The organism is Dehalobacter sp. 12DCB1, assembly GCF_004343605.1.
Taxonomy (GTDB): Bacteria; Bacillota; Desulfitobacteriia; order Desulfitobacteriales; family Syntrophobotulaceae; genus Dehalobacter.
Map to the genome: position 1 here is coordinate 100,773 of NZ_POSF01000018.1, position 13,568 is coordinate 114,340.

14 protein-coding genes are annotated in these 13,568 nt (G+C 44.9%); 2 read left to right on the forward strand and 12 right to left on the reverse strand.

The genetic code is table 11. The annotated features are described in order from the left end of the window. Positions 1-37 precede the first annotated feature (37 nt). Positions 38-1,519 (reverse strand): stage IV sporulation protein A, encoded by a 1,482-nt coding sequence (gene spoIVA, locus C1I38_RS11540; protein ID WP_020490974.1) that lies wholly within the window; start codon positions 1,517-1,519, stop codon positions 38-40. 252 nt (positions 1,520-1,771) lie between these two features. On the opposite strand from spoIVA, the gene C1I38_RS11545 reads away from it, so the two are divergent. After that, the gene (locus C1I38_RS11545; protein WP_026156174.1) at positions 1,772-1,951 is read left to right on the forward strand and encodes a hypothetical protein; all 180 of its coding nucleotides are present in this window, start codon (positions 1,772-1,774) and stop codon (positions 1,949-1,951) included. Positions 1,952-2,061: 110 nt separating this feature from the next. Here C1I38_RS11545 and C1I38_RS11550 read toward each other — a convergent pair whose 3' ends face one another. From C1I38_RS11550 to C1I38_RS11590, 9 genes are all read right to left on the reverse strand, one after another. Further along, positions 2,062-3,072, reverse strand: coding sequence for an NAD(P)H-dependent glycerol-3-phosphate dehydrogenase (locus C1I38_RS11550; RefSeq protein ID WP_119776475.1), 1,011 nt, complete (start codon positions 3,070-3,072; stop codon positions 2,062-2,064). 5 nt (positions 3,073-3,077) lie between these two features. Continuing rightward, positions 3,078-3,671 (reverse strand): glycerol-3-phosphate 1-O-acyltransferase PlsY, encoded by a 594-nt coding sequence (gene plsY, locus C1I38_RS11555; protein WP_020490977.1) that lies wholly within the window; start codon positions 3,669-3,671, stop codon positions 3,078-3,080. A 34-nt stretch (positions 3,672-3,705) separates the two neighbouring features. Beyond that, positions 3,706-5,037, reverse strand: coding sequence for a ribosome biogenesis GTPase Der (der, locus tag C1I38_RS11560; protein ID WP_119776477.1), 1,332 nt, complete (start codon positions 5,035-5,037; stop codon positions 3,706-3,708). Next, positions 5,030-6,358 (reverse strand): DUF512 domain-containing protein, encoded by a 1,329-nt coding sequence (locus C1I38_RS11565; RefSeq protein ID WP_119776478.1) that lies wholly within the window; start codon positions 6,356-6,358, stop codon positions 5,030-5,032. Before C1I38_RS11565 ends, der begins: the two co-directional genes overlap by 8 nt. A gap of 134 nt (positions 6,359-6,492) precedes the next feature. Beyond that, on the reverse strand, positions 6,493-7,611 hold the full coding sequence (locus C1I38_RS11570) for a putative peptidoglycan glycosyltransferase FtsW (RefSeq protein ID WP_119776480.1): 1,119 nt from the start codon (positions 7,609-7,611) through the stop codon (positions 6,493-6,495). Between the two features lie 88 nt (positions 7,612-7,699). Beyond that, entirely contained in the window at positions 7,700-9,739 is a 2,040-nt protein-coding gene (locus C1I38_RS11575) for a bifunctional 4-hydroxy-3-methylbut-2-enyl diphosphate reductase/30S ribosomal protein S1 (RefSeq protein WP_119776482.1), read from the reverse strand. 88 nt (positions 9,740-9,827) lie between these two features. Continuing rightward, complete coding sequence (locus tag C1I38_RS11580) at positions 9,828-10,409, reverse strand: lysophospholipid acyltransferase family protein (RefSeq protein WP_034381957.1); 582 nt, start codon at positions 10,407-10,409, stop codon at positions 9,828-9,830. A gap of 4 nt (positions 10,410-10,413) precedes the next feature. Further along, positions 10,414-11,091, reverse strand: coding sequence for a (d)CMP kinase (gene cmk / locus C1I38_RS11585; protein ID WP_119776483.1), 678 nt, complete (start codon positions 11,089-11,091; stop codon positions 10,414-10,416). Between the two features lie 100 nt (positions 11,092-11,191). Next, positions 11,192-11,854 (reverse strand): type II CAAX endopeptidase family protein, encoded by a 663-nt coding sequence (locus C1I38_RS11590; RefSeq protein ID WP_119776485.1) that lies wholly within the window; start codon positions 11,852-11,854, stop codon positions 11,192-11,194. A 110-nt stretch (positions 11,855-11,964) separates the two neighbouring features. Between C1I38_RS11590 and C1I38_RS14070 the strand changes: the two genes are divergently transcribed. After that, positions 11,965-12,141, forward strand: a complete 177-nt coding sequence (locus C1I38_RS14070; RefSeq protein WP_020490985.1) for a hypothetical protein — start codon at positions 11,965-11,967, stop codon at positions 12,139-12,141. A 69-nt stretch (positions 12,142-12,210) separates the two neighbouring features. On the opposite strand, the gene C1I38_RS11595 is transcribed toward C1I38_RS14070, so the two are convergent. Then, positions 12,211-12,630 (reverse strand): HutP family protein, encoded by a 420-nt coding sequence (locus C1I38_RS11595; protein ID WP_020490986.1) that lies wholly within the window; start codon positions 12,628-12,630, stop codon positions 12,211-12,213. Between the two features lie 155 nt (positions 12,631-12,785). Beyond that, positions 12,786-13,244, reverse strand: a complete 459-nt coding sequence (locus tag C1I38_RS11600; RefSeq protein WP_026156178.1) for a hypothetical protein — start codon at positions 13,242-13,244, stop codon at positions 12,786-12,788. Between the last annotated feature and the right edge of the window lie 324 nt (positions 13,245-13,568).

A 13,568-nucleotide genomic window follows, 5' to 3' on the forward strand; every position in this document is an offset into this window, starting at 1 on the left:
ATCGTATCTCTCCTTTAAATCAGATCTATATTCGCCCCTAAATGATGATGCAGATCAGACCGCCATGCCCCTCGTTCACAATCCGTTGAAGTGTATCCTGTAGTTTGATCTGGACATTATCCGGCATTTTGTAAAGCTTGTTTTGAATTCCTTCCCTGACCAAGTCATGCAGGGACTTTCCGAAAATATTGGATCCCCATACCTTCTTCGGGTCAGACTCAAAATCTTCCAACATATACTTGACAAGTTCCTCCGCCTGCTTTTCGGTACCGATCAGCGGTGTAATCTCCGTCGTCACATCTGCTCTCAGAATATGCAGGGATGGAGCACTCGCTTTTAGCTTAATCCCATAATGGCCGCCCGATTTAATCAGTTCAGGCTCTTCTAGGAACATTTCGTCCAGTTGGGGTGTGACGACACCATAACCGTTTGTTCTGACTTCTTCAAAAGCTTTCGAGAGTTTATCCCATTCTTTCTTGGCTTTGCTGTAATCCAAAATCATTCTTAAAAGGGTATGATCCCCTTCAATATTAATTCCTGTCAGCTGTTCCAAGACTTGTTTAAATAGATCTTTTTCGGTGGTGATCTCGATTTCGGCATGGCCTGTTCCGAGATCAGTCTCTTTCAGAATAATATCTTTGGAATGCGGACATTCAGACAATATCTCCAAGGCATGATCAATATCCCTGATCCGCTTGATGTCCCCGACCGATTTTTGAATAACTTCCTCAAATTCGGCCCGAATTGGATGGGAAAGATCCAGTTCTTCAACCCATTTGGGAAGTTCAATATTGACTTCCGCAACCGGGAACTCATACAGAATTTCCTCAAGTATCTGAGAAATGTCATTTAAGTTCATTTCCATGCAGTCTACTGGAATGACTGGTACCTGGTATGCCTGTTCCAAACCGCGGCACAGCTCCATGGTGCTTTCTGCGTAGGGTTTAGTGGTATTCAGCAGCAGAATAAATGGTTTGCCTATTTCCTTCAATTCAGAAACGACCCGCTGTTCTGCCTCAAGATAATTTTCTCTCGAGATTTCAGATATCGATCCGTCTGTCGTGATAGCGATGCCTAGGGTAGAATGATCAGTAATCACTTTGCGGGTACCGATTTCAGCCGCTTCCTCAAAAGGAATGGGTTCGTCATTCCAGGGGGTATGAACCATTCGCGGCTCATCTTCTTCCCCCTCATAACCAAGTGCACCATTCACAGCGTATCCAACACAATCTACCATTCTGACATTCATGTGAATCGTATCCTTCAAAATAACTTCAACCGCCTCAGAAGGAATAAACTTGGGTTCCGTCGTTGTGATCCGGCGGCCCGCACCGCTTTGTGGAAGCTCATCCCGTGCTCTTTCCCGCTCAAATACATTGACTATGTTCGGCAAGACCAGGAGTTCCATGAAACGTTTAATAAATGTAGATTTTCCAGTCCTGACGGGACCGACAACACCGAAATAAATATCCCCTCCTGTCCTTTCAGCAATATCGCTGAAAATATCATAGTTTTGCATAGATCTTTTCCCTCCCTTTTAGTGTGCTGTCCTTCCAGCAAGGACCTGAAATCTACTTTTTTTGCTTGTTTTGTCTTCTCACACTTAACAACAGGACTAGCACCTCAAGCATTATATTTATATTGAAGAAATAATGAAATTATGTCTAAATTATTTATCCATTTTTTCTGAGGACTCAAGAATATCTTCCGCTATTTGCAATACATATAGGCAAGAACACAGTATTCACAACAAAACGGAGGTGTGCTGAATATGATTTCGTCGCTGTTAATCATTATTGGAACAATCATCATGCTTATGCTCGGGATCTTCGTCCTGGTATTATGTATCAAACTCGGATTTCTTTGTCACAAGGCATTAGAAATATATATTGTGAAAAACAGCCAGGAGGATGAACCGTATCAGATCTCAGGGCGCGTCAAAGCAAAATAAACTAAACTAAAAGAAGTAAGTAAAGCAAAAAGCTGCCAACAAATTTGTCAGCAGCCTAATACCTTCTCACTCTAAAATGCATGTAAGTATCTCATGACTAATCCCAAGACTTAACGTCCTAATATCCCCATATCCTCTGTTTCATGTTTTTTGCCTCTCATCATGAGGTTCTCAAGTGCTTCGCTAGGACTAAGCCCTTCAAACAATACTTTGTAGGCCTGTTCAGTGATCGGCATCGAAATACCGTACTTTTTGCTTAGCTCAAAAGCGACTTTTGTCGCGCGGACGCCTTCCACGACCATGCCGACTTCCCTCAGGACTTCATCGAGCGGCTTGCCGGCACCCAGTGCCCTTCCTGCCCGCAGGTTCCGACTGTGCAGGCTTGTGCAGGTCACAATAAGATCCCCTATTCCGGCTAAACCGTAAAAAGTTTCAGTCTGACCGCCCATGGCCACCCCGAGCCGGGTCATTTCAGCAAGACCCCTGGTCATTAAGGCTGCTTTGGTATTGTCTTTCGGGTTCATCCCATCAAGGATACCGGTACAGAGCGCAATAATATTTTTGAGCGATCCGCCCATCTCAACACCGATCATGTCAAGATTTGTGTACACTCTGAATTTCGGAGTCATGATCAGATCCTGAATGATTTCGGCCACTTTGATATCCTTGGCGGCAACGGCGACGGCGGTGACAACATCTCTGCCGACTTCCTCAGCATGGCTCGGGCCAGATAATACCGCGATCGGATGGTCCGGCAGTTCTTCCTCAATTACCTGAGAAAGCCTTAAGCCCGTATTTTCTTCGAGTCCTTTGGCCGTATTGATGATAATGCAGCCGGGTCTTAAGTATGGCTTGATCAGACGTGCACTTTCTCTGACCGCGTGGGAAGGTACGCTGATGAAAACGGCTTCCGCATCGATTTCTTTTAAGTCCGTTGTAGGGGTAATCTCGTCCGGCAAAAAGCACCCTGGTAGATATTGTGTGTTCTCTTTTTTTCTTTTCATCAACTCAATTTCATCTGAAAAGATCCCGATAAGAGAAACCTTATGCCCTGCCCTGACTAGCAGAAGAGAAATTGCTGTTCCCCAGCTTCCTGAACCAAATACTGCAATTTTTTTCACTTTTTTCACTCCCCTTTATTTTTACCAAACTTAGCTTCAGTCCCGTTAAGGATCCTTTTGATATTGGACTGATGCAGGAAAATCACTGTTGAGGCGCCTAGCAAGGCTAGTACTTTATAAGCAAGCGGCTCCTGAAAAACAAAAGCCATGATAATCACAGTAACTGCAGCTAGAATTGATCCCAACGAAACGTACCTGCTTACGAACACAACTAGAATAAAAACCATCAGGGCAACAATCGTTACCTCCGGAATCAGAACAACAATGACGCCCAACCCGCAGGCAGCGCCTTTACCGGTTCGCTGAAAGCCAAAATACGGATTGAAGCTATGTCCGAGCATCGCAAGCAGACCACCGGCAATGCCGCCCCAGGGGCCAAAGACTAGCCAGCAAAGGTAAGCTGCAAGGCCTCCTTTAAGCGCATCCGCAGCCAGTACGCCAATTCCCCACAATGGGCCCAGAACGCGGAAGGTGTTTGTGGCTCCCATATTGCCGCTTCCATGCTTCCGGACATCTATATTTTTGATCTTGCCTGCCAGAAAAGCGGATGGTAAGGCGCCCAGAAGATAAGCAAGCAAAAAAATCAGATACGCAAACATAATAACACTTTCTCCTCTTTTCTCTTACTGTCAATTATTGTTTTTCTTCATCTCTTTTTCGCATGATCATTCTGATTGGTGAACCTTCAAAACCAAAGTTCTTACGCAGCTGATTTTCCAGATAACGCTTATACGAAAAGTGAACAAGCTCCGGATCATTCACAAAGAATATAAAGGTCGGGGGCTGAACACTGCTTTGCGTTGCATATAAAATCTTTAACCGTACACCTTTATCCGACGGAGGCGGATTCAGATGCACCCATTCCCGGAGCAGATTGTTTAAGGTGCTGGTCGAGATACGCCTGCTGGTCTGCTCCGCAACAAATTCCACCAGATCCATGATCTTGTTGATTCTTTGGCCTGTCTTGGCCGAAACAAACTGCGTCGGTGCATAAAGGACAAAAGCCAGCTCTTCCCGAATATCTTTTTCATATTTATTGATGGTTTTCTCATCTTTGATCACAAGATCCCATTTATTGATAACGAGGATGAGACCTTTTCCTGCTTCATGTGCATAGCCGACAATTTTCTTGTCCTGGTCTGTTACGCCTTCGATGGCATTGATCACCATCAGTACGACATCCGACCTGTCCACAGCCCGGAAAGAGCGCACCACGCTGTAGTTTTCCGTGACTTCGGAGATTTTTTTCTTGCGCCTGATGCCGGCCGTGTCGATTAATACATAATTTCTGTCTTCATAGGTAAATGGGGTATCAATTGCATCCCGGGTTGTCCCTGGTATGTCACTGACAATGACCCGTTCCTCCCCAAGCAGCATATTGACAATCGATGATTTGCCGACATTCGGTCTGCCAATCACGGCGATTTTAACCACATCCGGGTCATAGTCGGCCTCGGCATCTTCCGGCAGGACCGAAATAAGCGTATCGAGGAGATCCCCGGTATTCATGCCGTGAACGGCCGAAACCGGAATCGCATCACCGAAGCCCAGCGGCAGAAATTCATGGGCCTCTGCCTCAAACCTGTTAAATTTTTCTACTTTATTCGCGACCAGCAATACCGGTTTGCTCGATTTTCGCAGATATCTGGCGATCTGCTGATCATCCGGCGTAATTCCGGATTTGGCATCGACAAGAAACATGATAACATCAGCTTCATCGACTGCGATTTCGGCCTGCTGTTTCATCTTCGATGAAAGCGGTGTCGTTTCATCTTTAAATTCTATGCCGCCGGTATCAATCAGCGTAAATTTTCTGCCAAGCCATTCAGCATCAAAATATAACCGGTCCCTTGTTACCCCGGAGGTATTTTCAACGATGGCCACCAAGCCGCCGACAATTCTGTTAAACAGCGTCGATTTCCCGACATTCGGACGCCCAACAATTGCTACCACAGGTTTACTCACTTTCCGAACCTCCAATCGTTATCCCTAAAAGTCCTTCTATAAAAGACTGACCATCATTTTCCACAACTACCGCTATACCATTGACCTGTTTGGTCAGCCATCGGACATCATATCCATCGAGGAATACTTCTTCACCGGCCCTCAGCATCACTCGCGACAGTAAGAAATACTCTCCCTGCAGGTCACCCAGTTGTGCTGCGATGTCCTGAGCCGTAAGCAGCCCTGCAACGGTCACCGTGGTTCCAAAAAAAGTGTTGGCAATCTCATGTACAGTAATATGCAGGCCTTGAACTGCAGGCAGCTCTGCGATCCTGGACCGGAAATAGGCCGCTGCCGATACCCCGGTAACTATGTGTATCTTTCTTTCCTGAATCCGCTCTGGCAGGTCACCAATGCACATCTGGATTTCATCCTGAAACTTTCGGGCCATGCCAATGCCGTTTTCAAGTTGGGGAAAATCGTCATATTCAGGATGTGGCGGAAAATCTCTGCTAGCAAGCATATAAAATTCATCAGAAAAATAAACAAGGTTTTGACCGGTCCGTTTTCGGTATTTCTTCTGCCATTCTATTCCATGTTCCAAGACTTCCCTTGCCGCTTCCGGCGTTACGATCCGAAGTTCCGGCAGTCTATCTCTGTACTTTGTTAATCCAACCGGAACAATGCCAATGGACTGGACCTGCGGGAAAAAGGCCGCAAGGTTCTCTACAGTTTCTTGCAAAACCTCCCGATCATTATATCCAGGAACCAAAACGATCTGCGTATGCAGAACAAGACCGGCTTCGGCAAGTCTATTGATTTGCTCAGCCAGTTTCCCGGCCTGCCTGTTTCTCATCAGTTTCTCCCTGACAGCGGGATTCCATGCATGAACAGAGATATACAAAGGGCTCAGATGCATGTCAATAATTCTCTGAAAATCCTTATCTGCCAGGTTAGACAAGGTGATATAGCTTCCCTGGTTCACTGACATCCGATAATCATCATCCAGGTCGTATAGTGACGCTCTCATCCCGGTAGGCATCTGCCGGACAAAGCAGAAAACACAGTTATTCCGACACTTCATCAGTCCATCCCGGCCAACACTGCTGACTTCTATGCCAAGCAGTTCCTCCGGTTCCTTGACAATCTCCAATTCCCAGATCTCTTTATTCTTCTTCTGAATGATCAATGTAAATTCTTCTTCAGCCGTCCAATACTGCAAATCCAAAATATCCTGAATATTGTGCTGATCCACCTGGAGAATCTCATCTCCGGGTTCGATCTCCATCTCAGCAGCAATACTGTTTTTCATAACAGCAGATACCTTCAACCCATCGGGCATTTTTCCCATCCTTTTCCAACGTAAAATGCTTTAGTACTTGGTTAACCTTTTCATTATACTATGAAGGCGGTTATAAAGGTACTCGTACATCTACCACTCGCATAGAAAACATAAATAACCTTATTATCAGTCTGCTAACTGCTTCGCAGCAGATTATTCTGTCGGAAGCGTGAAATATTCAGTAAAATACCTATTTCAAACATGGTTACAAGCAAAGAGCTTCCTCCATAGGAAATCAGAGGTAGGGTGATTCCTGTTACTGGGAAAAGACCGGTCACAACACAAAGATTAATCACGGTTTGAATGCCCAGGATCGTTGTGATCCCAAATCCGAGCATCCGTCCGAATCCATCCGGACATTGCCGTGATATGGCATAGCCGCGCCCAATGAGTACGATGAAACACAAAAGCATGAGCGAAGTCCCGAAGAAACCAAATTCCTGTCCGATCACGGCAAAAATAGTATCCGTATAATTTTCAGGCAAAAAACCCAGTCCCTCACTGCTTCTTCCGATCCCGATGCCGAGCAGCCCGCCAGAACCGAAGGCAATCTGGGCATTAATTTGCTGATAGCCAAATGATGTTGCATATTCCCAAGGATCCAGCCATCCCAATATTCTGTTCCACTGGTATTCTTCTCCTTTAACCAGAAAAAATCCTGGGATGCCAATCAGTGGAATCGCAGCCAGGAAATAGCCCGTCGGGAGCTCCGTCATCAGCATCATAAACACTCCTGCTCCCAGGATGACAATCGCAGTGCCAAGGTCAGGCTGCTTATAAACGAGCAGACAAATGACGCCAAGCACACCCACCGGCATGAAGATATCCTTAAATTTTTTAACCGGGTAGCGGCTAAGGATATAAGCAAAGAAGAGGACAATGGCCAGTTTTGCGATTTCTGACGGCTGTACGGACATCCCGAAAATATCCAGCCAGCGAGCCGAACCTTTCTTTGTACTTGACAGGCTGCTGAATTCGACCATCAAGAGCAGGATGACACTGACGAGTATACTGATCCCAGATACCTTTCGAAAGGCCTTCAAAGGGAGGTAAACAGCTACCGCGGCTGCAAAGATTCCTAACCCTACCCACTGTAACTGCCTAAAAAACAAATAATAGGAATTATTTTTATTCTCATAAGAAAAAGAGGAGCCGGCACTTAAAACCATAATCAGACCAACTGCCAAAATGATTACCGCAGAAAATAACAGAATAAAGTCAGGATTTTTTGTTTTTATCTTCTGAGCAGCCATCTTTTGACCTCCTGTTGCATTAATTCCGTCCGAAGTGAAATGACTTCTTGCCAATCAAAGCAAGAAGCCATTTGATGCATCCATTTTATCAAAGTATGTCCCCGTCTGTATCCGGTATATTTCCAATTTTTTCGCCAATCGTAACTTCAGGTATATCCGGCAGATTTACCAAATCCTGATGGGCACTGGCTTCGCTGGCTTCCGTAAGCAGTTCCCGGATACTCAGGCTGATTTTTTTATCTTCCGGTTTAAAATCGATGACTTTCGCTGTAATCTCCTGTCCGACCTGAACAACATCCTGTACTTTTATGACCCTGTGGTCGGCCAGCTGGGAAATATGCACCAACGCATCAACCCCGTCCTCCAGTTCTACAAAAGCACCAAAAGGTGCGATTCTGACGACTTTGCCGTGTACGATAGATCCCACAGTATATTTTTCAGCAGCAGCAGACCATGGATTGGTTTTAAGCTGTTTTAATCCGAGGGAAATCCTGCCTTTTTGAGCATCAATCGCTAAGACCTGAACTTCAACTTCATCACCGATATTCACGATCTCCGACGGGTGTTTTACTCTGGAGAAAGCCATATCCGAGATATGTAGTAGCCCGTCCATACCGCCAAGATCAACAAACGCACCAAAATCGGCCAAGCGGCGAACTGTTCCCTTTACGATATCACCTTCTTTAATCGTCTCCATAAGTTTTTCTTTTTTACTTTCCTGCTCTTCTGCTAAAATAACCTTTTGGGAAAGGACCAGTTTCTTCTTGTATTCATCATACTCGATGACTCTTAAACGAAGTGTTTTCCCGATATACTTTTCAAGATTGTCTACAAAGCCGGTTTCAACCTGAGAAGCAGGCACAAAGCCTCTCATTCCGAGGTCGACCAGAAGTCCGCCTTTGACCGCTTCCGTAACGACTGCCTGAACTTCTTCCTTTGATTCGGCAAGGTGGGCCAACTGTTCCTTCGCTTCAACCTCATTGGCCCGTTTACGGGATAAAACGGGGTAGCCTTCCTGGTTTTCGACACGCATGACCATCACCGAAATCGTATCACCGATTTTAACGAGATCATGAATATTCGAAACCTTGGTAGCGGAAAGTTCCTCAAAAGGAATCATGCCTTCCGATTTCCAGGCAATATCCACAAAGACCTCATCGCCTGTTATTTTTACGACGGTTCCTTTGACAATCGCGCCCCGATAAAGTTTGGGTAGCCCCTGATCAAAATTTTCCATCATGTTTTCTTCATCATAAACCGTCTTCACAGCGCTTTCCTCAGCCTCTTGGATCTGTGTTTTTTCCATAAACTCCGACATTTTATTGCAAACCTCCTCGATAATCCAATCCGGTGTGGAAGCTCCTGCTGTCAAGCCGACATTTCTCGCATCCGTAAACCAGATCTCCAGTAATTCTTCGGCTGTTTCTATACAGTATGTTTTCGTTTTTCCACTGCAGATCGATCCCAGTTTCCGTGTATTGGAACTACTCAACCCCCCCACGACAATCATCACATCCACTTTTTCGGCCAATTCACTAGCTGAGGCCTGGCGTTCTTCCGTCGCCGCGCAGATCGTATTTTGGACGATTAGTTCCCCAGTATGTTTTTTTAACTCTTCAACAACTGTAAAAAAATGACTTTTCTGCTGTGTTGTTTGGGCCAAAACTGTAATTCTTGGGTGGTATGGCAAATCTTCAGCCTCGGCCAGCGTCTCTATGGCGAGAGCATTACTTCCTGCCCATCCTAGGATCCCTTTAACTTCCGGATGGCTTTTGTCACCGACAACAATGACAAAACTGTTTGCTGATGAGCTGGCAGCCATTCTTTGCGCTTTTTGGACATAAGGACACGTTGCATCAATAATGGTAATTCCGCGTTCCTTTGCCTGCGCATACGTTTCCGGAGGAACACCATGCGACCTGATTACAAGCTGTTGACCCATTTTGGCCTCATTAACAGAGTGAATGACTTCCAAACCTTTCTCAGCTAAATAATCAACAACTTGCTGATTGTGGATGAGCGGTCCTAAAGATGCAGTCAATCCGGTGCCAGCAGCTTTTTCAGCCAATTCAATCGCCCGTTTGACTCCAAAACAGAAACCTGCTTTTGCCGCTCGCTGAATCATCAACCAAACTGCCCTCCTTTTATGCCTATCTCGTTTATTTCGCTGAGAAAAACAAAATTCCTCCTAGCACTTTATTAACCTTCGATCATTTTTACATTTCATTCACAACATCCATGATTTTATTGGCGAGCCATTCCCTACGGTTTTCAATCTTTTCTGGGATTTCAAGATTATCGGCATAAAATGGCTTACCAATAATTATCCCTATCTTACCCCTTCTTTGGTTTAATAATCCTTTGGCTCCATAGACCTTAACCGGCAAAATCGGCGCATGGCTTTTGTTAATAATTAATACAATCCCTGCCATGGCTTCCTGAATGTCACCGGTTTTGGACCGGGTACCTTCCGGAAATATCCCCAAAATTTTTCCTTCTTTTAGCAGCCTGACCGATTTTCGAAATGCCCCGATATCACCCTGCCCCCGTTTAACCGGAAAAGTACCAAGGCCATGCAGAATTTGCCCTAACAGTGGTATCGAGAAAAGCTCCTCTTTTGCCATGAAATATACCTGTCTTGGCATCGAACAGCCAACAATAATTGGATCCCAAAGGCTTATATGATTGCACGCAATAATCACAGGTCCTTCTACTGGAAAATTTTCCAGACCTGTTATCCTGCATCCTTTGATTTTCAGAACAAGGGTCATGATTCCCTTAGCCAATGAATACAGCATCACTTTAGCCCTCCCTGATAATTCTAATGATCTTGGTAACAACTTCATCAATCGTTAAACCTGTCGTATCGAGGATCACCGCGTCCTTAGCGGGCTTCAGCGGTGCAAATTTTCTCTGGGAGTCTGCTGCATCTCGTTTCTCAATATCTAAGCGTACTTCTTCCAAAGATACCTCCTTACCCTCTTGGATATTCTCAAGGTATCTCCGGCGTGCGCGTTCGGAAGCCGAAGCCGTCAAAAAAATCTTAATTCCGGCATCCGGCAGGACGTATGTGCCGATATCCCTGCCATCCATCACTAGATTGCCCTTTAGTGCTTCCTGACGCTGAAGTTCAACCAGTCGGTCACGGACCCCGGGATAAGATGCAATCAGCGATACGGCTCTACTTACCTCAATATCCCGGATTTTAGCAGTAACATCTTCACCGTCGCAGAATACGGCTTGACGGTCATTATGGCTTAACTGAATGTCAATGATCCGGGCAAGGTCTGTTACTGCTTTTTCATCCTGAACGGAAATTCCTGAAGCAAGGGCTTTATAAGCTACAGTTCGATACATCGCACCTGTATCAAGATAATACAAGCCAAGTTTGTCAGCAACGACTCTCGCAATGGTACTTTTTCCTGCCCCGGCGGGACCGTCAATCGCCACCTGCAAATGACTTTCACGCAAATGTTCCAAAACGATGCTCCAATCAAAAATCTTAATTTGCGCGCTATTTCGAAGCTCGCGTCTGCCAAAATTATACCACAGCAAAATGATCGCTTACAATTCACTTTATTTAAGATACGGAAACCCCGATAACCGCCAGTAAGTTATTCAGCGCATGAAGCCCGATTGCCGGATAAATCGAATTATGTTTGGTATATAAAAAACCAAGTCCGATTCCGAGAACCAACTTCGGAATGAAGCCGGTCAAATCAAAATGCAGCGCTGAAAAAATACAGGCACTGATTATAATCGCCGTCCATTTGCCAGAATAATTCCGTAAACAGCCGAGCAGTACTCCCCGGAACAGTGTTTCCTCAATAAAAGGAACAATAACGGCGATCAGAAAAATGTTCGCAATTAACATGGGAATTGTTGGGTTCTGCAGGAGCTTTACCAGTTCATTCTCTGCCGCCATCTGGCCTGAATAATACAGAAGTACCATGTAGATCATATTAATCAGCCAGGCCAAAAAACAGATTCTAAATACATCAATAAGGGCTGAAGTAATACTGATCCTTCTCCAGCCCAGGTCATTCAGGGAAAGCCTATTTTTGAGCGTAATCAGTATAATCAAAATAACAAACAGGGTATTCGAAGCAATCATTGAAAGATAATAGGTCGTTTGGATTTCAGGAATAATCTGATAGATAGAATAACTGACGAATGGCATCAGTAAAAAAACAGCTGCCACACCGATTATAAAATAAGCCAAGACCTTGAAATTTAACTTCATATTCCATCCTCTGCAATTACATAAATTATCCTAGATTATTTTTTTCAGATCTATACATAATAAATTCAAATGAGTTACACCAGAAATATACAGCAAAAGGAGGCTTTCAGATGTTATATTCCAAAAAAACGGATCATAGCTTGCTGTTCATGGGTTCTGCCATGGTGGGGGGATTTTTGCTGGGTTACACGTATAAAAGATATGGCAAAAAAATAGAAAAACACATCCATAAGTTTTGGCAAAAAGATTCGAATGATGATATGTTCGCAGCACAAAGCGAAATCTGAATCAGCGTTTATCGCCTCTTATCTTTATTTGCTAACACTCTGCTCCTTAATCGGAGCCTTTTTTATTTTTCAGCTTCTCGGGGCAACCCTGTGTCCAAGACCTACGGCCACTTCATCTAAATGCAGCAGTCCTACCCCAAAAAACACGGCCACGCTGAGATGGTCACCGCGGTGGGCAATCCCAATTTTCCCTCCGATATTCAGCCCCGCTGCTTTCGGCATAATCTGGCTTAAAGCCTCTCGTGTGGCACCAGCAACAGCCCCTTCGTCGCCATGGGAATCGTGAATGACCCCTTCGCGTTTCGAAGCAACAATCGCCCTTTCGACAAGCTTTTTAATTGAAGCAAGATAATCTCCGCCATAATCCACGGCAACTGTCTTGATGTTATCTGCTAAAAATTGCTGTTTAAGCGCACCTTCTTCTTCTCTGGTTTCACTCATCGCCATTCTTAAAGCAGCCAGAGCAACCGTTTTACTATCCGGCACCATAGCCAATCCTCCTTCTAGGCAAACGTTCATGACGCAAACAAATCAATTACATGCTAAAAAAGAGGCGATGTTAGAAAAACAACACCTGCTTTCATTATATTACATGAATTCCCGGAGATTAGCAAAGCTTATCTTGAGGACTTACGGCGGGCTTATCAGCTGGCCTCCGTAGATTTTAACTTCACATCAAAACTTTTGACATCCCCGTTAAGCTTGAGCGAATATGTTTTACTATTCAGAATCACATTGACAGTGACCGGATAAGGAATGCCGGTTGCATCCAGAACAACGGTTCCCGGTTCAACGGTGATGCTTTTTCCATTCTCTATGGTTCCGATATCCCGGTCATTCTGTCTAACCATTACGACACTGTCAGGAGTTATCTCAAAGGAGAGACTAATCGAGCCGCTGTTTGCATTTTCGCTGTATTTAAAGGCCGGGGCGTCTATTTCTCCTGAAAATTTCAGATAGAACTCGACGGGATCGGTGAATGCTTTCAGCTGATACAGCCCTAACAATACTGTACAAACTGCTATAATCCTGATGGCTGTTTTCTCAAAACCCTGAAACCTTGACACTTTTTGGCTTGAAAAAGAAAATCTCCTGGAGCGCATCTGACTCACCTCAGTAATATGTATGCGCCGCCAGGAATTTGCATACCGACATCATTCTGTAAGGCATCTATAAAACCTTATCTGGGATTGGTCTGCATGCCACAATACCACTTTCGGCAGATAGCGCCCTCCATGGCGCTAACAGCCGCGCTACGCACTCCATGCTCCGCTTGCGCGGAATTGTGGCACGCAGCCTGATATCTAAGGATTATTTAAGCACGTCTGTAACTAGAATGTTGCTCTTCGAAGCAGCTAATTATGAATGTCTTACTTATCTGGCTATGGAGACTGAACTGTAAGTCGGGTATGTTATCATCCTTGGCT

Bases quoted from the DNA above. Each gene is read 5' to 3' on its own strand.
- spoIVA (WP_020490974.1), bottom strand. From the start codon at position 1,519: ATGCAAAACTATGATATTTTCAGCGATATTGCTGAAAGGACAGGAGGG.
- C1I38_RS11545 (WP_026156174.1), top strand. From the start codon at position 1,772: ATGATTTCGTCGCTGTTAATCATTATTGGAACAATCATCATGCTTATG.
- plsY (WP_020490977.1), bottom strand. From the start codon at position 3,671: ATGTTTGCGTATCTGATTTTTTTGCTTGCTTATCTTCTGGGCGCCTTA.
- C1I38_RS11565 (WP_119776478.1), bottom strand. From the start codon at position 6,358: ATGCCCGATGGGTTGAAGGTATCTGCTGTTATGAAAAACAGTATTGCT.
- C1I38_RS11570 (WP_119776480.1), bottom strand. From the start codon at position 7,611: ATGGCTGCTCAGAAGATAAAAACAAAAAATCCTGACTTTATTCTGTTA.
- C1I38_RS11580 (WP_034381957.1), bottom strand. From the start codon at position 10,409: ATGCTGTATTCATTGGCTAAGGGAATCATGACCCTTGTTCTGAAAATC.
- C1I38_RS11590 (WP_119776485.1), bottom strand. From the start codon at position 11,854: ATGAAGTTAAATTTCAAGGTCTTGGCTTATTTTATAATCGGTGTGGCA.
- C1I38_RS14070 (WP_020490985.1), top strand. From the start codon at position 11,965: ATGTTATATTCCAAAAAAACGGATCATAGCTTGCTGTTCATGGGTTCT.
- C1I38_RS11595 (WP_020490986.1), bottom strand. From the start codon at position 12,630: ATGGTGCCGGATAGTAAAACGGTTGCTCTGGCTGCTTTAAGAATGGCG.
- C1I38_RS11600 (WP_026156178.1), bottom strand. From the start codon at position 13,244: ATGCGCTCCAGGAGATTTTCTTTTTCAAGCCAAAAAGTGTCAAGGTTT.